The organism is Streptomyces bikiniensis (assembly GCF_000716625.1).
Lineage (GTDB): Bacteria > Actinomycetota > Actinomycetes > Streptomycetales > Streptomycetaceae > Streptomyces > Streptomyces bikiniensis.
Genome location: NZ_JNXJ01000004.1, coordinates 99,968 through 119,868, shown reverse-complemented (window position 1 = coordinate 119,868; position 19,901 = coordinate 99,968). Strand labels below are relative to the sequence as shown.

At 73.3% G+C, this 19,901-nt stretch carries 17 protein-coding genes and 1 pseudogene; 8 read left to right on the top strand and 10 right to left on the bottom strand.

What is annotated here, in order from left to right; all coding sequences use genetic code 11:
- The first annotated feature begins 108 nt into the window (after positions 1-108).
- Together OO47_RS03855 and OO47_RS03850 are read left to right on the top strand one after the other, a co-directional pair.
- Complete coding sequence (locus OO47_RS03855; protein ID WP_030212307.1) at positions 109-939, top strand: hypothetical protein; 831 nt, start codon at positions 109-111, stop codon at positions 937-939.
- A gap of 3 nt (positions 940-942) precedes the next feature.
- Positions 943-2,004, top strand: coding sequence for an SRPBCC family protein (locus OO47_RS03850; protein ID WP_030212305.1), 1,062 nt, complete (start codon positions 943-945; stop codon positions 2,002-2,004).
- A 72-nt stretch (positions 2,005-2,076) separates the two neighbouring features.
- On the opposite strand, the gene OO47_RS03845 is transcribed toward OO47_RS03850, so the two are convergent.
- From OO47_RS03845 to OO47_RS03835, 3 genes are all read right to left on the bottom strand, one after another.
- Entirely contained in the window at positions 2,077-3,288 is a 1,212-nt protein-coding gene (locus tag OO47_RS03845) for a S8 family peptidase (RefSeq protein WP_030212302.1), read from the bottom strand.
- A gap of 324 nt (positions 3,289-3,612) precedes the next feature.
- The gene (locus tag OO47_RS03840; protein ID WP_030212299.1) at positions 3,613-5,886 is read right to left on the bottom strand and encodes a catalase; all 2,274 of its coding nucleotides are present in this window, start codon (positions 5,884-5,886) and stop codon (positions 3,613-3,615) included.
- 854 nt (positions 5,887-6,740) lie between these two features.
- Entirely contained in the window at positions 6,741-7,709 is a 969-nt protein-coding gene (locus OO47_RS03835; RefSeq protein ID WP_030212293.1) for an NAD(P)H-quinone oxidoreductase, read from the bottom strand.
- A 454-nt stretch (positions 7,710-8,163) separates the two neighbouring features.
- Between OO47_RS03835 and OO47_RS03830 the strand changes: the two genes are divergently transcribed.
- A complete protein-coding gene (locus tag OO47_RS03830) occupies positions 8,164-8,442 on the top strand; it encodes a hypothetical protein (protein ID WP_030212290.1) in 279 nt (92 codons plus the stop codon).
- A gap of 135 nt (positions 8,443-8,577) precedes the next feature.
- On the opposite strand, the gene OO47_RS03825 is transcribed toward OO47_RS03830, so the two are convergent.
- From OO47_RS03825 to OO47_RS03810, 5 genes and pseudogenes are all read right to left on the bottom strand, one after another.
- Entirely contained in the window at positions 8,578-8,862 is a 285-nt protein-coding gene (locus OO47_RS03825; protein WP_030212287.1) for a DUF6510 family protein, read from the bottom strand.
- A 31-nt stretch (positions 8,863-8,893) separates the two neighbouring features.
- Positions 8,894-9,622 (bottom strand): ferredoxin reductase, encoded by a 729-nt coding sequence (locus OO47_RS03820; RefSeq protein WP_030212284.1) that lies wholly within the window; start codon positions 9,620-9,622, stop codon positions 8,894-8,896.
- Positions 9,622-10,221: a sulfite oxidase-like oxidoreductase gene (locus OO47_RS03815; RefSeq protein ID WP_030212282.1), complete on the bottom strand. Its 600-nt coding sequence runs from the start codon at positions 10,219-10,221 to the stop codon at positions 9,622-9,624. Before OO47_RS03815 ends, OO47_RS03820 begins: the two co-directional genes overlap by 1 nt.
- Positions 10,222-10,225: 4 nt before the next feature.
- The gene (locus tag OO47_RS36755) at positions 10,226-10,393 is read right to left on the bottom strand and encodes a hypothetical protein (RefSeq protein WP_158708626.1); all 168 of its coding nucleotides are present in this window, start codon (positions 10,391-10,393) and stop codon (positions 10,226-10,228) included.
- Between the two features lie 231 nt (positions 10,394-10,624).
- Positions 10,625-11,056: pseudogene (locus tag OO47_RS03810) on the bottom strand (type 1 glutamine amidotransferase domain-containing protein); the annotation flags it as partial.
- Between the two features lie 260 nt (positions 11,057-11,316).
- Between OO47_RS03810 and OO47_RS03805 the strand changes: the two are divergent.
- Positions 11,317-11,922: a TetR/AcrR family transcriptional regulator gene (locus tag OO47_RS03805; RefSeq protein ID WP_030212275.1), complete on the top strand. Its 606-nt coding sequence runs from the start codon at positions 11,317-11,319 to the stop codon at positions 11,920-11,922.
- 472 nt (positions 11,923-12,394) lie between these two features.
- Here the strand turns inward: OO47_RS03805 and OO47_RS03800 are convergent, their stop codons facing one another.
- A complete protein-coding gene (locus OO47_RS03800) occupies positions 12,395-13,504 on the bottom strand; it encodes a hypothetical protein (protein ID WP_033208023.1) in 1,110 nt (369 codons plus the stop codon).
- 236 nt (positions 13,505-13,740) lie between these two features.
- Here OO47_RS03800 and OO47_RS03795 point away from each other — a divergent pair, with 236 nt between their 5' ends.
- The 3 genes from OO47_RS03795 (at position 13,741) to crcB (OO47_RS03785) (ending at position 16,134) form a co-directional block, all read left to right on the top strand.
- Entirely contained in the window at positions 13,741-14,892 is a 1,152-nt protein-coding gene (locus OO47_RS03795; RefSeq protein WP_030212269.1) for a S1 family peptidase, read from the top strand.
- A gap of 260 nt (positions 14,893-15,152) precedes the next feature.
- Positions 15,153-15,671 carry a fluoride efflux transporter CrcB gene (gene crcB, locus OO47_RS03790; RefSeq protein ID WP_033207974.1) on the top strand — a complete coding sequence of 173 codons (519 nt, stop codon included), beginning with the start codon at positions 15,153-15,155 and terminating at the stop codon, positions 15,669-15,671.
- Positions 15,672-15,756: 85 nt separating this feature from the next.
- Positions 15,757-16,134: a fluoride efflux transporter CrcB gene (gene crcB / locus OO47_RS03785; protein WP_030212264.1), complete on the top strand. Its 378-nt coding sequence runs from the start codon at positions 15,757-15,759 to the stop codon at positions 16,132-16,134.
- Between the two features lie 42 nt (positions 16,135-16,176).
- Here the strand turns inward: crcB (OO47_RS03785) and OO47_RS03780 are convergent, their stop codons facing one another.
- The gene (locus OO47_RS03780; RefSeq protein ID WP_030212262.1) at positions 16,177-17,280 is read right to left on the bottom strand and encodes a chitinase; all 1,104 of its coding nucleotides are present in this window, start codon (positions 17,278-17,280) and stop codon (positions 16,177-16,179) included.
- Between the two features lie 327 nt (positions 17,281-17,607).
- Here OO47_RS03780 and OO47_RS03775 point away from each other — a divergent pair, with 327 nt between their 5' ends.
- Complete coding sequence (locus tag OO47_RS03775; protein WP_030212261.1) at positions 17,608-19,848, top strand: alpha-N-acetylglucosaminidase; 2,241 nt, start codon at positions 17,608-17,610, stop codon at positions 19,846-19,848.
- Positions 19,849-19,901 lie beyond the last annotated feature (53 nt).

The window sequence follows — 19,901 nt, the reverse complement described above, 5'->3', positions numbered from 1 at the left end:
CGAAAGGGACGCCCTCCACGGAAGTGTGCGCGGAGGTGCGACCCGGTACGGAGAGTTCCGTACGAGGTGACGGCGAGGCCGCGTGCGCCCGGTGAAGGGACAGAGGCCATGGATGACGCGTCCAAGATCGCTCTGGCGGCCGCGGTGGCCGGGGGCTACGTGTTGGGACGGACGAAGAAGGGGCGCCTCGCGTTCACGGCGGCGACCTATCTGGCGGGGCGGCGCTTCGGCCTCGAACCCCGGCAGCTCGTGGCGGAGGGTCTGAGCAGGCTCAAGGACATACCCCAGGTCGCGGAGATGGGCGACCAGCTGAAGGGCGAGACCCTGAACGTCGGCCGCCAGGCGCTCAAGGCCGCGGCGGACCGCAAGCTCGCCGACCTCGCCGACTCGCTGCACGAGCGGACGCTGGCGATCGGCAGCGGCGGGGGCGAGGAGGACGAGGAAGGGCGTTACGAGGACGAGGAAGAGGACCGGCAGGACCAGGAGGGCTACGAGGACGAGGAACCCGAGGAGTACGAGGAGGACGAGGACGCGTGGGAGGAGGACGAGGAACCGGAGGAGGACGAAGAGGCCGAGGAGGACGAGCCGGAGGAGCAGGAGGAGCCGGAACCGAGTCGGCCCTCGCGTCTGTCGTCCCGCACGCGCAAGCCCTCCCAAGGACGCGGTACGGCTCCGGCGAAGAAGACCGCTCCTGCCCGGAAGAGCGCACCCGCCAAGAAGGCCGCGGCGAAGAAGACGGCCGCGGAACCGGCCGCGAAGAAGGCACCGGCCAAGAAGACGGCGGCGAAGAAGAGCGCCCCTGCGAAGAAGGGGACGGCGGCGAAGAAGAGCGCTCCCGCCAGGAAGACCGCGGCCAAGAAGACCACGGCACGCAAGCCGGCGGCGAAGAAGACCGCCGCGAAGAAGACGGCCGCGCGCAAGCCGTCGGCGCGGAGGTAGGTCATGGCACCCGAGAACCGCACCTCCGCCAAGGAGTCGGGATCCGGACTGGACCGGCTGCTCGGCGAAGTCGGCGACTACCTCTCCGCCCAGACCGGCCAACTGGCCGAGAAGGCCACGGACAAGCTGGGGGACGTCACCGACCGGCTCCAGGACGTGGCCGACAACGGCGGCAGCATCGCGGACATCGGCGGGCGCATGCTTCAAGGCGACTCGCCCGTCAAGGCGATGGTGGGCCACACGTTCGGCAGCCTGAAGGACAAGGTCACCGATACTGCGTCGAACCTGTTCGGCGGCAAGGGGAAGGGCAAACGGAAGAGCGGGACCCAGAAGATCACCAGCATCGTCGAGACGATCGACGTGGGCGCTCCGCTCCGGAGGGTGTACGACCACTGGACGCAGTACGAGGACTTCAGTGGCTTCACGAAGGGCGTGCGCAACGTCTCCCAGGGCGACGAGACCTCCAGCGACTGGAAGGTCAAGGTGGGGCCCTCCACCCGCAGTTGGAAGGCGACGGTCCAGGAGCAGGTGCCGGACGAGCGCATCGTCTGGACCTCGGACGGGGCTAAGGGATCGACCCGGGGCTGTGTCAGCTTCCACGAGCTGGGCCCGTCGCTCACCCGGGTCCTGATCACCGTCGAGTACTACCCCTCCGGCTTCTTCGAGAAGACGGGCAACCTCTGGCGCGCCCAGGGCCGTCGGCTGCGGCTCGACGTGAAGCACTTCCGCCGGCACGTGACCCTCACCGACGACGAGCCCGAGGGCTGGCGCGGCGAGATCCGCGACGGCGAGGTGGTCCGCACGCACGAGGAGGCCCTGGAGGAGGAACAGCAGCAACAGGAAGAGGGAGAAGGGGACGAGGAGGGGGAGCCCGAGGACTGGTACGAGGAGGACGGCCCCGAGGAACCCGGGGAGGGGGACGAGGAGGAGTACGAGGACGAGGAGTCGGAGCCCGGCGAGGAGTACGCCGAGGACTACGAGGACGAAGGGGCGGAAGGAGACGAGGAAGAAGGGGAGGACGAGGAGGACCGCGGGCCCGCCGGCCGGGGGCGGCGCGGGCGCTGACCCCGTAGCCGAAAGAACCCGCCGCGCCCTCCTGGGAGGGGGCGCGGCGGGCCGTCGTCGGGCGGGTGGGGGCTACTCCACGATCTTCAGAAGCTTGTTGGCGGTGCCGGGCGAGGCGTTGCCGATCTTGTCGGCGGTCGCACCGCCGGTCAGCGCCTCGGCGACCTGGGCCGGGGTGGCGTCGGGGTGGCCGGCGAGGTAGACGGCGGCGGCGCCGACGACGTGCGGGGTGGCCATGGACGTACCGGAGATGGTCTTGGTGCCGGTGTCGCTGTCGTTCCAGGCGGAGGTGATGTCCGAGCCGGGGGCGTAGATGTCCACGACGGAGCCGAAGTTGGAGAAGCTGGACTGCTGGTCGTCCTTGGTGGAGGAGGCGACGGTGATCGCCTCGGGCACGCGGGACGGGGAGCCCTGGCCGGCGTCGGAGGACTCGTTGCCGGCGGCGACGCCGAAGGTGACGCCGGAGGCTATGGCCTTCTTGACCGCCTCGTCGAGGGCAGGGTCGGCGCTGCCGCCGAGGCTCATGTTGGCGACGGACGGACCCTGGTGGTTCTCGGTGACCCAGTCGATGCCGGCGATGACCTGCTCGGTGGTGCCGGAGCCGTTGTCGTCGAGGACGCGGACGGCCACGATCTTCGCCTTCTTGGCCACGCCGTGGGCGGTTCCGGCGATGGTGCCGGCGACGTGGGTGCCGTGGCCGTTGCCGTCCTGGGCGGTGTTGTCGTTGTCGACGGCGTCGAAGCCGTCGGTGGCGCGTCCGCCGAAGTCGCCGTGGCTGACGCGGACGCCGGTGTCGATGACGTACGCGGTGACGCCCTCGCCCGCGGCATCGGGGTAGGTGTACTTCCGGTCCCCGGCGGTGTCCGCCTGGTCGACCCGGTCCAGGCCCCAGGAGGGCGGGTTGTCCTGGGTCTCGTTGATGGTGAAGGTGCGGTTCTGGACGACCTTGGCGACGGCCGGGTCGGCGGCGAGCCGCTTGGCCTCCGTCTCGGTGAGGTCGTTGACGGAGAATCCGTTGACGCGGGAGTCGTAGCTGCGGCGCAGCGTGCCGCCGTACTCCTTCGCCAGCTCGGTCTTGCCGGCCTTGTCGGTCGTCTCGTTGAGCAGCACGACGTAGCTGCCCGCCACGGCGTTCGCCGCGCCGAGGCCGTGGACGGTGCCCTCGGCGGGGGTGGGGGCCGCGCCGGCGAACGGGCCGGTGGCGACGGTCACTCCGGCCGCCGCGGTGATCGCGGTCGCGACGGCGACGATCCTGAACTTGCGGACGCGCTTGTGAGTTGCCATGAAAGAAGGCTCTCCTCGTCAGGATTTGTGGGGGGTTGGGCCACCGGAAGGAAACTCTCCGGCGGCTCGCTCGAAACCCTGACCGATTGACGAGTGCAAATCAACGGGCCTTCACAGAGCTATGACTTTCTCAACAAGGTTTCTTAAAAAGTGAAGGGGCAAATCGCCGCAACTCGCCCGGTCAGATCGCCACTTCCCTGCCCGTGTGCGGCAACGGACCTTCCGAAGAAGGACGTTGGCGGTACGGAGGCGTGGGTTCGCCCCGTACGCGGATGTGCCCGCCGTCCGGGACGGCGGGCACATCCGTGGCGCGTACGGGGCGGGTCAGAGCGCGGCGGGGAAGCGGTCCCAGACGCGGTGCTTGGCCAGGAGCGGGGTCAGGCCGGACAGGACCGCCTCGCCGCTGTCGGCGAGGATCACGCCCGGGGCGCCGGTGGGCACCGAGGCCGCCGCCAGGACGGTCTCCGCGCCCGCCCAGCCGCCGATGGCCTTGGCGTGCCGGAACGCCTCGGAGACCAGCATCGCGAGGCGCGGGTCCACGGCGGCGCCCCCCTGGCCCGGTTCGCCGGCCTTGGCGTCGCGGGCCCCCAGGGCGTCGGCGCCCGGGGCGGGGGTGCCGGCGAGGACGAGGGCGTCGAACTCGACGGAGCGAGCGGTGGCAAAGGTGCGCTGGACGGTGATCGCGTCGGCGCCGTCGCCGAGCTTTCCGCCCGCGGGCGCGACGACCAGCGGCACCATGCCCGCGTCGAGCACCGCCCGGCGCAGGGCGCGGACGCCGTCCGCGTCGGCGGTGCCGTCGGTGACGATGCCGATGATCCGCCCGTCGGCGGGCCATTCCCCGCCCACCTGGGAGAGCGCGGGGCTGGGCCGCACGTCCGCGAGCGGCTGGGTGGCCTCGGGGGCGGGCAGGCCGAGGCCCGCGGCGACCTGGGCGCACAGCTCGGGGTCGATGTTGGCCAGGGCGAGGAGCTGACGCTCCTTGATGGCCTGCTCGTAGCACTTGCCGAGTTCGAAGGTGTACGCGGCGACGATGTGTTCGCGCTCGACCGGGGTCATGCTCAGCCAGAACAGGCGCGCCTGGCTGAAGTGGTCGGAGAAGGAGGCAGGCGCCTCGCGGACCTTGCGCGCGGCCGGGAGCTCGACGGGCACCTCGACGAAGGCGCCGGTGTCCGCACCCGCGAAGAACGGACAGCCGCCGTCCAGCGAGTTCGGCTTGTAGGGCGCGACGCCGGTGTGCACGGCCTGCTGGTGGAAGCCGTCGCGGAGCATGTCGTTGACCGGGGCGTGCGGCCGGTTGATCGGGATCTGGTTGAAGTTGGGTCCGGCCAGACGCGTGATCTGGGTGTCCAGGTAGGAGAAGAGACGTCCGGCGAGCAGCGGGTCGTCGGTGACGTCGATGCCGGGGACCAGGTGGCCGACGTGGAAGGCGACCTGCTCGGTCTCGGCGAAGAAGTTGGACGGGTTGCGGTTGAGGGTGAGCAGGCCGATCGGCCTGACCGGGGCGAGCTCCTCGGGGACGATCTTCGTCGCGTCGAGCAGGTCGATGCCCTCGAAGGTCTGCTCCGGGGTGTCGGGGAAGGTCTGGATGCCCAGCTCCCACTGCGGGTACGCGCCCGCCTCGATGGCGTCGGCGAGGTCCCGGCGGTGGAAGTCGGGGTCCACGCCGCCCGCGATCTGCGCCTCCTCCCAGACCTGGGAGTGCACGCCCAGCTTGGGCTTCCAGTGGAACTTCACCAGGGTCGTGGCGCCCTCGGCGTTGACGAGCCGGAAGGTGTGGACGCCGAAGCCCTCCATCGTCCGGTAGGAACGGGGGATGCCCCGGTCGGACATGTTCCACATGGCGTGGTGCTGGGCCTCGGTGTGGAGCGACACGAAGTCCCAGAAGGTGTCGTGGGCGCTCTGGGCCTGCGGGATCTCCCGGTCGGGGTGGGGCTTGCCCGCGTGGATGACGTCGGGGAACTTGATCGCGTCCTGGATGAAGAAGACCGGGATGTTGTTCCCGACGAGGTCGAAGACGCCCTCCTCGGTGTAGAACTTCGTCGCGAAGCCCCGGGTGTCGCGGACCGTGTCGGCCGAGCCGCGCGAGCCGAGCACGGTCGAGAAGCGGACGAAGACCGGGGTCTCGGCGTCGGCGGCGAGGAAGGCCGCCTTCGTCACGCCCGCCGCCGTGCCGTACGACTGGAAGACGCCGTGCGCGCCGGCACCGCGGGCGTGGACCACGCGCTCCGGGATGCGCTCGTGGTCGAAGTGCATGATCTTCTCGCGCAGGTGGTGGTCCTGGAGGAGGACCGGCCCGCGGGGGCCCGCCTTGAGCGAGTGGTCGGTGTCGTACAGCCGGGTGCCCTGCGCGGTGGTCAGGTACGCGCCGCTCTGGGCGACCCGCGCCTGGTCCGCGCCGGTCGGCTGGCCGGTGGGGCTCACCGTCTCCGGGCCGGTCTGGTCCGGCTTCGGCGGCAGCGGGCCGTGCGGCTCGGTCGGCTCCTCGACTGTCACCGGCCCCGAGGAGGGGGCCCCGGGAACGCCCTCGGCGGGGCCGTTCTCGCGGAAAGGCTCGGTCAGCTTGTCGACGGCGGCTTTGAGGGGGTTCTCGTGGGACATCGTCTCTCCGAGGTCGGGGCAGGGGGCTCCATAGCCATGACCGGTCACCGGGGCGCCGTAACGGAGGCGCCGCCGATCTCCGCCCAACGGAACAACGCCGGTCGCACCGGCCTGCCGGCGGGCCGCTCGGACGCGACCCCTCCGGTGGCCGGGCACGGACGGGCCCGCCGGGTACGAGCGGAGGTCCCGGTGGCGTCACCCGCGGGGAAGGGAACCGCAGGTGACGGCCCGTACGGGAGCCGCTCGCTCACCCGCCGCCTGCCCCCTCGTCCGCACCCCACACCTGCTTTCCCGCTCCGCGCCCGAAAAGTATTTCCGGGCTCCGAGGCTGCAACGGGTGGACCAGGTGCCGGCCGGCGCCAGTCGTTCTCCGTCGGCCCGCGTGACGACGACTCCGTCCCTTCCGAGGGCGACGCGGTCGCCGGCGGCCAGGAAGAGCGGGCTCGCCAACGCGAAGGCGTATCCGTCGTCCGTCTCGAAGTCGTTCACCAGGACCGACCGGGAGACCGGTGTGGTTCCGTCGGCTGTCAGACGCATGCCGGAAGGGTCCCATGCGGCTCGGGCGGGGCGGTTCCTCAGGAGTGCGGTTTCGGCGTCTCGGCCCGGACGAGCCGGTCGAACGTCTCCTCCGTGGAGTGCTGCGCGGGCCGGTGGCGCACGCCGAGGAGCTTCCGGCTCTTGGTGGTGTCGCCCCGCAGCGCGAAGCCGATGTCGCGTCGCGGGTGGCCGCGTTCGAGCCCGGCCGCCGGCGCGAAGGCGACGGCGGCCCGGGGCGTTCGGGGCCGGGCGTCACGGGGTGTTCGCGCGCCGCGCCGAGCGACGCGGGACGGCCCCTCGGGCGCACGTCCGTCCCGTCACGCGTTCCCGTCGTTCACGAGCAGGATCTTGCCGAGGTGACCGCCCGCCTCCATGAGGCGGTGACCCTCGGCGGCCTCGGCCATGGGTACGGTCCGGTCGACGATCAGCCGCACGGCGCCGCTCTCGATCAGGGGCCAGACGTTCTCGCGGACCTGGGACACGACCTCGGCCTTGTACTCCTCGGAGCGGGTCCGCAGGGTGGTGCCGTGCACGGAGGCCCGCTTGAAGACGATCTCGGCGAGGTTCAGCTGCCCCTCGAGGCCCTTCTGCAGACCGATGACCACCAGCCGCCCGTCGGCCGCCAGGGAGCGGACGTTGCGCTCCAGGTAGTCGCCGCCGACGACGTCGAGGATCACGTCGTAGGGGCCGTGCTCGGTGAAGTCCTCGGTGCGGTGGTCGATCGCCGCGTCGGCCCCCAGCTCCCGGGCGCGCTCGGCCTTCTCGGGGCCGCCGACCGTCGTGACGACCCGGGCGCCCAGGGCCTTGGCGACCTGGATCGCCATCGTGCCGACACCGCCGGCGCCACCGTGCACCAGGAGCGTCTCGCCCGCCTTCAGGCCCGCGGTCATGACGAGGTTGGACCAGACGGTGGCGGTGATCTCGGGCAGGCCCGCCGCCTCCACCAGGCCGATCCCCTTCGGGACCGGCAGGAGCTGCCCGGCGGGGACGGCCACCTTCTGCGCGTAGCCGCCGCCGGTCAGCAGGGCGCAGACCTCGTCGCCCACCTGCCAGCCGGTGACCCCCTCGCCGACGGCGCCGACGCGGCCGGAGACCTCAAGGCCCGGGTACGGCGACCAGCCGGGCTGCAACGGGTAGAGGCCCCGGCGCTGCATGACGTCCGCCCGGTTCAGCGCACTGGCCGCCACGTCCACGACCACCTCGCCGGGGGCGGGCGTCGGGTCCTCGACCTCGATCCACTCCAGGACCTCGGGGCCGCCGTGCTCCCTGATCGACACAGCCTTCATGACAACTCCGTTCCCACAACCGAGGTGAAGGGCTCTCGCGGGGTCTCCGGGACGCGGTGTCCGCGGCGTCCCGCCGGGCCGGCGAACGCCGGGCGCGTGCCGCGCGCGACATCGAGCAGAGAGGAATGCCCGCACACATTCGAGAGCCAAATGTTTACATAACAAACATTACGTCCGGGACGTATGCACTGTCAACATTCGGCTGGCCGTGCTCGGCGCCCCGTCGGCGGACCCGGGCCGTCCGACCGCCCCGCCCCGAGGCGGGCGCACCCACCACTCCCCTGGAGCCGGCGCTGGCGACTCGGCCGCCCCACCGGGTTCAGCCGGCGGACCGCTACCGGTCCCGCACGGGCCTCGACCTCAGGCCGCTCCCTCGGTACCGAACCCTCGCTCTGCGGAAGGCCGCGATCTCCTGCGAGGCGATCCGCACCCGCCAGCGGCGCATCGAACGCCCATGCTGCGGTCGAGGCGCACGCCCCTCTTCTCCGGCACGGTCGGCAATGTCCTCGGGCAGTACGAGTGGAGCGCGTACGCGGTGTTCACACCCTTCGTCGCCACCATCACGTCCGACCCGTCCGAGCGGGTTTCGGCGCTGCTGTCGGCCCTGGCCGTCTTCGCGGCCGGCCTCCTGGTGCGCCCGCCGGGCGGCACCGTCCTCGGGCGGATCGCCGGCCGGCGGGTCCGCGCACTCCGTCTCCGTCGCCGCCTTCGGGGGCACCCGCGCCCCGTCTGAACCAGCTCTTCGCCGAATGGGGCGCGGACCGGCTTTCCGGCCTCTGCATCATGCTGCTGCGCTCCTTCACGGGGCTCGCGTGCCACCTCGTGCGGGAGAACCAGGGGCATCCGCCTGAAGGACGCCCAACGCGGCTCACGGCGCGGCGGGCGGCAGGGTGAAGCGGAAGGCGCCCGCGCCGCCGCCCAGTTGGAGCCAAAGGTACTCGGACTGGGTGACGACGCGCAGGGCGACGGCGGCGCAACCCGGACAGCGGGCGGTCAGGCCGGGCTCGGGGCCGTAGACGTGCAGTTGGGCCACGGTGGCGGGCAGGCGACAGGAGGGGCAGAGCCGCCAGGCCGTGGTCGGGTCGACGGCGAAGACCTCTCCGAGCGGGCCGGCCAGGGCGTTGCCGTCGAGGTACAGGGGGTGCTCGTTCATGGAAGGCTCCTCACCGTGCGGCGCGGGCGTGTCAGCCGAAGCGTTCGGTACGGATGCGGTCGGGCGCGTGTCCGGCGGCCAGGAGCAGAGCGCCGGCGTGCTCGACGAACCCGGTGGGGCCGCAGACGTAGCAGCGGGCCTGCGCCGGGGACGGCAGGACCGGCAGGTCGCGTTCCGTCATGCGCCCCGGGGGGCGTGCGGAGCCGTCCGGGGCGGTACGGGTGTAGAGGCGCCGCACATCGACGGTGCCGCCGACGCTTCCGGCGCTTCCGGCGCTTCCGACGGCGTCGAGTTCCGCGGCGTACCAGACCTCGTCCGGGTCGCGTACGGAGTAGAGGAGCGCGCAGGGGTCGTCCGACTCCGACGCGAGCCGCGCCCGCAGCATCGCCATCAGCGGCACGATGCCGGAGCCCCCGGCGATCAGGAGGAGCGGGCCGGGGTCCCCCGGTGTCCACACGAACCAGCCGCCGAGGGGCCCTTCGACCTCCACTTCGGCGCCCACGGGGAGGTCGTCGGCCAGGTACGGGGAGACCTCGCCGCCGAACGCCGCCTGGACGCCCAGTTCGATCACGTCGGCGTCGGCGGGAGCGGCGAGGGAGTAGCTCCGCACGGCCCGGTAGCCGTCGTCGGCGGTCAGTCGTACGTCGACGTGCTGGCCCGGCAGGTGCCCCGGCCATCGGGGGACCTCGAACCTCAGGGTGCGGCCGGTCGCGGTCTGCTTCGTCCGCTCCGCGAGGCGGGCCCGTCGCCACCCGTGCATCAGTCGCCCCGGTGGCGCTGCTCGCGCCAGGGGTCGCCGTAGTCGTGGTAGCCGGCGGACTCCCAGAATCCGGGTTCGTTCTCCCGGGTGAGGACGAGGCCCTTGACCCACTTGGCCGACTTCCAGAAGTACAGGTGGGGGATGACGAGCCGGGCCGGTCCGCCGTGGTCCGGGGAGAGCGCGTAACCGTCGAAGGAGTGGGCCAGCCAGGCCTTGCCGTCGGTGACGTCCTCCAGCGGGAGGTTGGTGGTGTAGCCGTCGAAGGACTCGGCGACGACGAAGTCGGCGGCGGTCCCGACCCCGTCGAGGAAGGCGTCGAGGGGGACGCCGCGCCAGCGGGTGTCGAACTTCGACCAGCGGGTGACGCAGTGGATGTCGACGGTGGGCTCCTCCTGCGGGAGCGCCATCATCTCCTCCCACGTCCACGTGCGGCTCTCGCCGGTCTCGGCGGTGACGGTGAACGACCACCGGTCGGTGGGGATGTGGGGGGTGGGGCCGGCCGACAGGACGGGGAACGATTCCGTCGGGTACTGCCCCGGCGGCAGCCGGGCCATGAGGTCGCGGGCCTTCCCCCGGAACCCCGGTGACAGGTCGCCCACGGGTTCACTCCTCCCGCTCGAAGTCGGCTTCCGCCCGTTCCTCGTCGCGGTCGGCCCGGGCCGCGGCGTACAGCTCGCGCACGAAGGTGCGGGCGTCCTCGGGAGGGATGCCGGTGCCGAGCCGGAGCGGGCGGTCCGTCCGGGGGGCGAGAGGGTCGCCGGGTTCGTTCACGGGGGCCTCCGCGCGGGAGTGGAGGGATGCGCCTGCCTGCCGGTGACAGGCCCGGCGGGGTGGTCGTCCCTGGGGGCCGCTCCTCGCCCTCCCTCCCATGGTCCCCGCCCCTCGTACGGGTGCAACCCGGCGCCCGGAGGCCCTGCGGTGTGTCCGGCGGCCGGACCACGGTGGGGGCGTGGCGGTGTGCCCCACCGGACAGTGGGGCGTGGCGGTGTGCCGTACCGGACTTCAGCGCGTCGCGGTGGCGTTCACGTCGGCGACGAGGCGTTCGGCGAGGCTCTCGGAGGACGGCGGGTTCTGCCCGGTGTACAGGTTGCGGTCGACCACCACGTACGGCCTGAGCGGGAGGCGGGCCTTGGAGTACTCCGCCCCGCTCTCCCGCAGCCGGTCCTCCAGGAGCCAGATCGCCTTGCGGCCGAAGCTGTTGAACTTCTCCTCCAGGTTCGACAGGCCCGTCATCCGGTAGCCGGTGAACGGCCACGACCCGTCCTCGTTCCTCGCCGCGAACGCGGCCGCCGGAGCGTGGCACAGCAGCGCCAGCGGCCTGCCCGACGCGAGGACCCGGGTCAGCAGCGCGCCGGAGACCGGGTCGACCGACAGGTCCTCCATCGGACCGTGTCCGCCCGGATAGAACACCACGTCGAAGTCGTCCGGGTCGATGCCGTCCGGCGCGGCGGCGAGCGTCTTGTCCGACCAGGTCACCGGCTCCGTCGTGCGCTCCGCCTCGTAGTGGTCCCGTCGGCACGGGGGGGGAGGTCCAGGGTGAGGCCATCCGGTTCCTCAGCACCTGGCCGGAGCAACAGAGAACGGTTCACCGGTCATCCCGAGTTCCCTCTTCCTTTTCGATCCTTTAGGATGTATGCACCATTTACATTTGACGGGCGAGCAAGCAGTGGACTCAGGAAGAGCGAGCGTGGCCCATGGCACAGAACAGTACGTACCATCACGGTGATCTGCGTGCCGCCTGCCTGCGGGCGGCACGGGAACTCCTCGAAGAGGACGGCAGCGCGGGCCTCTCGCTGCGCGCGGTCGCGCGCCGTGCCGGAGTCTCGGCGACCGCCCCCTACCGCCACTACGCGGACCGCGAGGCGCTCGTGTCCGCGGTGGCCGCCGAGGGCTACCGCGAGCTCGCCGAGCACCTGGCGACGGCCCACCCGGTCCCGTCGACGCCGGACGACCTGGCCGCCGTGGCCGTGGCCTACGTCCGGTTCGCCCTGGAGCACCCGGCCCTCTTCCGGGCGATGTTCGCCGAGCCCTGCGACCCCACAAGCGAGGAACGGGTCGCCGCGACCGCCGCCATCTCCGAGTACGTCCGGGGCATCGTCCGCGACGCCTTCCCCGGCGTCGAGGACACCGACGCCCTGGCGACCACGGTCTGGGCCCTCGTCCACGGCCTGGCGTTCCTGCACCTCGACGGCAAGCTCGACACCTCCACCCCCGAGGTCGTCGCCGACCGGGTCCGCGCCTCCGTGTTCGCCCTGTTCGCCGTCGCCCCCGCCCTGAGGGAGGCGATCGCAGCCCGCTGACGCGCGGCGGGCAGCTCGGCCAGCGCGACGCGGGCGCCCCCGGCAGGCTCGGGCCCTCCCTCCACGCCGCCAGGGCGTGGTCGAGCAGGGCCCTGCACGGACCGCTCCCCGTCGGGCGGCGGGGCGTAGCGGGCCGGCAGGGCGAGGTGGTCGCACTCGTTCCGGCGCGCGTCCCGGTGGAGCGGGCCCCGGAATTCGGCCGCCTCGGCGGCGATGCGGGCCGTGTCGCGCCGGCGGTTCGGGGTCTCGGAGACGAGGTGCGGATCGCGCAGGCCCCGTCGGGCGAGTTCCCGGCCGACGGCGGCGGCCGGGGCCGGACAGGACGTCGTCGTCCTCCGCTCCGGAGGAGGCCTGGCCGTGGCGGACGAGACAGATGAGGGGCATGGCGGCACTCAGGCCTGCCCAACCGCCGCGGGTGCGGCGGCTGGTGGTGCGGCAGCGGTGGTCGAGGTGGTGGGCGGCCGGCCAGTCCCTAGCGAGCCGTTCCGTGGGAGCGGACCGTGCCGGTGGCGGAGGCACGGGACAGCTTCACCGCCCTGCCCCGGGCGGTCTCGAAGGCCGCCTTCGGGCCCCCTTCCCTGCGCCAGGGCTCGGCACCGCACCACGGATCGATCAGACGGAACTGCTCCAGGGCGGGCCCGTACATCCTCGACCGGAGCATGTAGTGCGCGAGGAGGTGGCGCAGGGCGGGCAGGCGCTCGTCGGCGGGGTCCACCTCGGCGAACGAGGCCGCGACCCGCTTCAGGTGCCCCCTCACCAGGGGCGTGGAGGAGAACGCGGTGGCCGGGCGGCCGACCAGCTCCTCCAGGGCGTGCAGGTACATGCCGGCGAGCGGGCTGCCCTGCGGTGCCTCGCGGACCGCCCGCCCGGCGAAGCGCATCATCAGCCTGTCGCTGCCGTACCACTTGGCGCACCAGTACTGGAGTGCCTGCCAGTGCCCCTCGTAGTGGTGGGGCGCCCGGGCGACGAGGCCGTCCCAGAGCGGCCGGAACCGGGCACGGCCGTACTGGGCGCCCCGGGCGGCGGTGACCATCACGACCCAGGGGCCCGGGTTCGCGGGGTCGAGCAACGCGGCCCGCCGCGCTTCCTCGATCGCGGCCGGGAGCATCGCGCGGAAGCTCTTCATCCGGTCCTTGGAGACCTCGTGGGCGAAACCGCCGCCCCGGACCGCCCAGGCCCGCTGAACCATGATCCGGGCGCGGAGGGTCGCCGCGTCGCAGTTCCCGGGCTCGGCCGCGCGCCACGCCTCCAGCCAGGCGTCTTCCTCGCGGGCGACCTCCTGGAGGAGTTCGGTCCGGGACCAGCGCTCGTCCCAGTCCTCGCCGGCCGCCCGGACATAGGCCTCGGCGACCCGCCAGTCCCCGTTCCACGCCGCGTCGGCCACGGCCTGCCCTTCCCGGTGCCGGTGCGGCGGCGGGGGCGGGCCGGGGCGGCTGGAATCGAGCTGCCCACGGGGGGCGAGTCCGTAGTCGGAGGCCACGAAGTGCTTGCGAACCCAGCGGTCGGCGAGGTCGGGAACGATGACGCAGGGGTAGAGCCCACAGAGAAGCAGGCCGACCAGGACGGCGAGGAGGATCGTCACGGCCGGGATCATTCCCCACGCGATCACTCTCCGCAACAACCATGGTCGGCGACGAGAGGCGGTCGGGGGCGGGACGCACGGAAGTCGGCGCCCCGCACCGGTCCGCGCTCCTCTCCGTAGTCGCCGCCCCTCGTCTCGTTTTTGGTATGGACCTGCCAAGTCGGTGGCGCTAGCGTAACGGTCGGCGCTCGGTGAGAGCGCTCTCAAGCGTTCGGTCCCCCACACCAGGAGGCTTCGTGAAACGCACCACCCCCCTGGGCGCCGCCGTCGCGGCCCTGTTGCTGACCCTCGGCCTCGGCGCCGCCCACGCCGGGGCCGCGAACGCCGCCCCGCTCCCCGAACCGCCCGCCTCCCCCTCCGCGTCCGCCGGGCTCCTCGACGCCCTGCGGCAGGACCTCGGCCTGACCCCGGCTCAGGCCGAGGAGCGGCTGCGCGCCGAGAAGGCCGCGACCGAGGTCGAGAAGGCCGCCCGGCAGACGGCCGGGGGCGCGTACGGGGGCTCGTGGTTCGACCCCGCCTCGGGACGGCTCGTCGTCGCCCTCACCGACCGCGCCGAGGAGGCCGGGGTGCGGGCGCTCGGCGCCGACACCCGGGTGGTCCGCCACAGCGCCGCCGCCCTCGACCGGGCCAAGTCCCGCCTCGACGCGCTCTCCGCGCCGCGGGGCGTGGCCGGCTGGCACGTCGACCCGAAGGCCAACAGCGTCGTCGTCACGGTCGTACGGGCCGAGCGGGACGCCCCCGCCGTGCGCGCCTTCGTCGAGAAGGCGCGGGCGAACGGGCCCGTCACCGTCGCCGAGGCGGCCACCGCGCCCCGTACGTACGCGGCGGGGACCGTCGGCGGCGACCCGTACTACACCGGCAACGTGCGCTGTTCGATCGGCTTCTCCGTGCACGGCGGGTTCGTGACCGCAGGTCACTGCGGCCGGGCCGGGGCGGCGGTGCGCGGCTGGGACGGCTCCGCCATGGGCACCTTCCAGGGCTCCTCGTTCCCCGGGGACGACTACGCGTACGTGAGCATCCACAGCGGCTGGTGGACCGTGCCCGTCGTCCTCGGCTGGGGCGCCACCCCGGACCGGCTGGTGCGCGGCTCCGCCGAGGCGCCCGTCGGCGCGTCGATCTGCCGCTCGGGCTCCACCACGAAGTGGCACTGCGGCACCGTCCTCGCCAAGAACCAGACGGTCAACTACAGCCAGGGCGCCGTCCACCAGATGACGAAGACCAGCGTCTGCGCGGAGGGCGGCGACTCCGGCGGCGCGTTCATCAGCGGCGACCAGGCCCAGGGCGTCACCTCCGGCGGCTGGGGCAACTGCTCCTCCGGCGGCGAGACCTGGTTCCAGCCCGTGAACGAGATCCTCGGCCGCTACGGCCTCACCCTGCACACCGCCTGACGGAAGCCGGTGCGCGGCCGTTCCCGGCGGCCGCGCACCGGCGCTCCCGCGCGCCCCCACCCCTTCCCGCGTCTCGCTCCCCGTTCCGTGTCGGGCGGTGGTGTCCCGGCGGCGCCCGTTATCCTGGAGGCGCGACCGCCCCCGGGCGGTCGCGCGGCGGTGGGGCCCGCCGTCCCCGAACCGCGGCACGCGACGCCGCCAACGGTCCCTACTCGTGACCCGTCCCCGCCCGCGGCGGGGGACCACGCGTAGGGAGAGGTATGCGTTCCGACGAACCACCGCGGTCCGGGGCCTCCGAGCCGATCGATCCCGACCTGGGCCCCGTCGCCCCCGAGCCCGGCCCGACGGACAGCCGCCGGCGCCGGGAGTCCCCGCGCCACGGCGTCCCCGTGGTGGTCGCCGTCGTCGCGGTGGGCGGTTCGCTCGGCGCCCTGGCCCGTTTCGGGGCGTCGCTGCTGTGGCCCACGCCCGCGGGCGCCTTCCCCTGGACGACGCTGACGGTGAACGCCGCCGGCTGCCTGGCGATCGGCGTCCTCCTGGTCGCCGTCACCGAGGCCCTCACGGCCCATCCGCTCCTGCGCCCGTTCCTCGGGACCGGGTTCCTGGGCGGGTTCACCACCTTCTCCACGTACTGCGTGGACGTCGAACGCCTCGTCGCCGCCGACCGCGCCGCCACCGCGCTCGTCTACCTCGTGGCGACCGTCGCCGCCGCGTTGGCGGCGGTGACCGCCGGCGCCCGCGGCACACGGCGCCTCCTGGCGCACCGGAGCGCGCCATGACCTCCCGTACGCGACCGGCGGTCCGCCCGGCCGCCCCCGCAGACGACCTGCCCGTCCCCGCCGACGACGCCCGGGAGGGCCGGCCGTGAACGACTTCCTCCTGGTGGCCGCGGGCGGCGCCGTCGGCGCGCCCCTGCGTTATCTGGCCGACCGCGCCGTCCAGGCCCGCCACGGCACCGCCTTCCCGTGGGGCACCCTCACCGTGAACGTCGTGGGCTCCCTGGTCCTCGGCCTGCTCACGGGCGCCGCGCTGTCCGGCGCGGCCGGGCACACCGTGCAGCTGCTCCTCGGGACCGGGCTGTGCGGCGCGCTGACGACGTACTCGACGTTCTCCTACGAGACGCTGCGGCTGGCCGAGACCGGCGCGCGGTTCTCCGCCGCGGCCAACGTCGTCGCCTCCGTCCTCGCCGGGCTCGGCGCCGTCTTCGCCGGCCTCGCCCTCGCCAAGGTCCTGTTCCCCTGAGAGCCGCCGGACGGGCCCGGGGCCCGTCCGGCGGGTCGGGTTCTAGCGGCCCTGGAGCGCCTTGACGTTGTCGCCGAAGGTCCAGCCCTTCGAGCCGTCCCAGTTCGCCGACCAGGTCATCAGGCCCTTGAGGGCACCCTTGTAGTGGTTCCACGCCTGGGCCACGGCCGACGGCGCCATGTGGCCGCCGCCCGCGCCCGGCTGGGCGGGCAGGCCGGGGACCTGCTTGTCGTACGGGACCCTGATCGTGGTGCCCTGGATCACCAGGCCCCTGTTCAGGCAGTCGGTCTGGGCGACGAACCCGGCGACGGTGCCGGCGGAGTAGGAGTCGCCCGAGCAGCCGTACATGCTGCCGTTGTAGTACTGCATGTTGAGCCACCACAGGCGCCCGTTGTCCGCGTACTTCTTGATGATCGGCAGGTACGCGCCCCAGATCGAGCCGTAGACCACGCTGCCGCCGGTGACGTACGCGGTCTCCGGGGCCATCGTCAGGCCGAAGCCGGCGGGCATGCGGGCGAGGACGCCGTCGATGATGCGGATCAGGTTGGCCTGGGAGGTGGAGAGGGCGGTGATGGAGCCGCTGCCGACCAGACCGGTCTCGATGTCGATGTCGATGCCGTCGAAGTTGTACTTCTTGAGGATCGGGACGATCGTGTCGACGAAACGGTCGGCGACGGCGGTGGAGTTCAGGTCGATGCCCGCCGTGGCCCCGCCGATCGACATCAGGATCGTCGCCCCGGCCGCCTTGGCGCGGCACATCTCGGCGGGGGTGGCGACGCGGACGGTGCTGTCCATGCCGTCCTCCCACAGCACCGTGCCGTCCGAGCGGATCACGGGGAAGGCGGCGTTGAGGACGTTGTAGCCGTGGGCGGCGAAGCGCGGGTCGTCGATGGGGGCCCAGCCGAAGGGCGGGTGGACGCCGTTGGCCGCGCCGTCCCAGTTCTCCCAGTACCCCTGGAGGACCTTTCCGGCGGGCTTCGGCTTGAGGGCGCAGGTGTCGGCGGCTCCGGTGGTGGAGACGGGGGCGGACACGGCGGTCCTGGTGGGCTCCGCGCCTTCGGCGGCGGCGGGCGCGGCGAGGGCTGCGGCCGCGAGGAGGGCGGCGAGACCCGCTCCGAGGACACGGGGGATCCAGGGGCCTGGCATGCGTGCTCCTTGGGACGTGGGGGGATGGGTCCTGGGGTGGCGCGCGCTCCAGCAGACCGTAGGTTGGTCCAGACCATCCGTCAACCACTCCTACGGACGAGGGAGTTGACTCGTCCTTGCCGGAGCACCGCACGTGACCGGTGGCATCGTGCGCCCCCGGCCTCCCGCACCGGCGGCTTCGTACGCCGGTGGGTGCCGCGTACACCCGTCGGTGTACACCCGTAAGGATGAGACCCCGGCGGACCCCGCTCCGCTTCCCCTCCCCGCAAGGGGGCGCGTAGGAGAGTGGTCGGACGATCCGCCGGCCTCTTTCGAGCAGGGAACCACATGGGCAGTCGCCTGATCCTCCGATGCCGTCACGTCCTCGTCCTCGTGGTGCTCGTCGCCGCGGCGGCGGTGGCCCCCGGCGCGCTGTCCCCCGGGGGCGGGGCCGTCTCCGCCGCCGCGGCCCCCGCCGCGCCCGCCTTCGACGCGGCGCCCGCGCGGGCGAGCCTGGAGCGCCTGCTGTCCTCGCAGGCCCGGCAGTTCACCCTGGTCCCCGTCGCGCGCACGGAGTCCGGCGACCGCTTCGAGGTCTCCGGCACGGCCGGCCGGATCCAGGTGCGGGGCACCTCGCCGGCCACGCTGCTCGCCGGAGCGGGCTGGTACCTGGAGCGGGTCGCCAAGGTGGACATCGGCTGGCCCGGCGACAGCCTCGACCGGCTGCCCGCCGTGCTCCCCGCCGTCCCCGGGACCCTCACCAGGTCGGCGAGCGTGCCGCACCGCTACGCCCTGAACGACACCGACGAGGGCTACTCGGGCGCCTACCGGGACTTCGAGACGTACCGCCGCGACATCGACCTGATGGCGCTGCACGGCGTGAACGAGGTCTTCGTGCCGACCGGGGCCGAGTACCCGTACTACCGGGCCCTCCAGGAGTTCGGCTACAGCGCCGCCGAGCTGCGGGACTGGATCCCCGCCCCCGGCCACCAGGCCTGGTGGCTGCTGCAGAACATCTCCGGGTTCGCGGGCCCGGTCTCCGAGCAGCTGATCGAGGCCCGCGCCGCGCTCGGCGCCCGGATCGCGCGGCAGCTGCGCTCGCTCGGCATGACACCCGTCCTGCCGGGCTACTTCGGCACGGTGCCGCCGGGGTTCGCCGAGCGGAACCCGGGCGCGGTCACGGTCCCGCAGGGCAAGTGGGTGGAGTTCGACCGGCCCGACTGGCTGAACCCGACCGGCCCCGTCTTCGACCGCCTCGCCGCCGCCTACTACCGGGTCCAGCAGGAGCGGTTCGGCGACAGCGACATGTTCAAGATGGACCTGCTGCACGAGGGCGGCGCGGCGGGCGGGGTCGACGTCGCCGCGGCCGCCGGGGCCGTCCAGCGGGCCCTGGAGGCCTCCCGTCCCGGCGCCACCTGGGTCCTGCTCGGCTGGCAGCGGAACCCGACCCCCAAGCTCCTGAGCGGGGTGGACCGCGACCGGGTCCTGATCGTCGACGGCGTCTCCGACCGCTACAACGGCCTCGACCGCGAGAAGCAGTGGAACAGCACCCCCTACGCCTTCGGCACCATCCCCAACTTCGGCGGGCACACCAGCATCGGCGCCAACACCGCGCTGTGGGGCGAGCGCTTCCACACGTGGCTGACCAAGCCGGGCTCCAAGCTGCGCGGCATCGCCTACCTGCCGGAGGCCACCGGCGGCAACCCCGCCGTGTTCGACCTGTTCACCGCGCTCGCCTGGGAGCCGGGCCCGGTCGACCAGCGGGCCTGGTTCGCCGACTACGCCGCCCGCCGCTACGGGGGCGCCGACCCGCACGCCGCCGCCGCGTGGGAGCAGCTGCGCCTCGGTCCGTACAGCACGCCCGCGGGGACCTGGGGCGACCCGCAGGACAGCGTCTTCGCCGCCCGGCCGAGCCTCACGGCGACCACGGCCGCGCTCTGGAGCCCGCCGTTCGCCCGGTACGACGCCGCCACGGTGGAGCGGGCGCTGTCGGAACTGCTCCGGGTCCCGCCCGCGCTGCGGACCACCGACGCGTACCGCTACGACCTCGTGGACGTGGCGCGCCAGGCGCTCACCAACCGCGGCCGGGTGCTGCTGCCGAGGATCAAGGCCGCGTACGACGCCGAGGACCTGGAGCGCTTCCGGGCGCTGGTGCGCGAGTGGAACGCCGACACGGAGCTGCTGGGCCGGCTCGTCGGCTCCGACCGGCGCTTCCTGCTCGGCCCGTGGCTGGAGAGCGCCCGCTCCTGGGGCGCCGATCCGGCCGAGCGCGACCGGCTGGAGTACGACGTGCGCTCGATCCTGACCACCTGGGGCGGCCGGGGGCCGAGCGAGGGAGGGCTGCGCGACTACGCCAACCGCGAGTGGGACGGGCTCGTCCGCGACCTCTACGCGCCGCGCTGGGCCGCGTACTTCGAGGGCCTGGACACCGCCCTGGCCACCGGCGCCGCGCCGGCCGACGTCGACTGGTTCGCGACGGACGACGCCTGGGCCCGTAGCCACCGGCGCTACCCGACCGCGCCGGCCGGCGACCCCTACGCCCTGGCGGCGGAGGTGCGGGACGCCCTCGCGGCGGCGTCCACGGCCTGAGGCCCCCTCCCAGCGGCGTCCACGGCCTGAGGTCCCCCTCCCGGCCCCGGGCC

Bases quoted from the DNA above. Each gene is read 5' to 3' on its own strand.
- OO47_RS03855 (WP_030212307.1), top strand. From the start codon at position 109: ATGGATGACGCGTCCAAGATCGCTCTGGCGGCCGCGGTGGCCGGGGGC.
- OO47_RS03850 (WP_030212305.1), top strand. From the start codon at position 943: ATGGCACCCGAGAACCGCACCTCCGCCAAGGAGTCGGGATCCGGACTG.
- OO47_RS03845 (WP_030212302.1), bottom strand. From the start codon at position 3,288: ATGGCAACTCACAAGCGCGTCCGCAAGTTCAGGATCGTCGCCGTCGCG.
- OO47_RS03840 (WP_030212299.1), bottom strand. From the start codon at position 5,886: ATGTCCCACGAGAACCCCCTCAAAGCCGCCGTCGACAAGCTGACCGAG.
- OO47_RS03835 (WP_030212293.1), bottom strand. From the start codon at position 7,709: ATGAAGGCTGTGTCGATCAGGGAGCACGGCGGCCCCGAGGTCCTGGAG.
- OO47_RS03830 (WP_030212290.1), top strand. From the start codon at position 8,164: ATGCTGCGGTCGAGGCGCACGCCCCTCTTCTCCGGCACGGTCGGCAAT.
- OO47_RS03825 (WP_030212287.1), bottom strand. From the start codon at position 8,862: ATGAACGAGCACCCCCTGTACCTCGACGGCAACGCCCTGGCCGGCCCG.
- OO47_RS03820 (WP_030212284.1), bottom strand. From the start codon at position 9,622: ATGCACGGGTGGCGACGGGCCCGCCTCGCGGAGCGGACGAAGCAGACC.
- OO47_RS03805 (WP_030212275.1), top strand. From the start codon at position 11,317: ATGGCACAGAACAGTACGTACCATCACGGTGATCTGCGTGCCGCCTGC.
- crcB (WP_033207974.1), top strand. From the start codon at position 15,153: ATGCGTTCCGACGAACCACCGCGGTCCGGGGCCTCCGAGCCGATCGAT.
- OO47_RS03780 (WP_030212262.1), bottom strand. From the start codon at position 17,280: ATGCCAGGCCCCTGGATCCCCCGTGTCCTCGGAGCGGGTCTCGCCGCC.
- OO47_RS03775 (WP_030212261.1), top strand. From the start codon at position 17,608: ATGGGCAGTCGCCTGATCCTCCGATGCCGTCACGTCCTCGTCCTCGTG.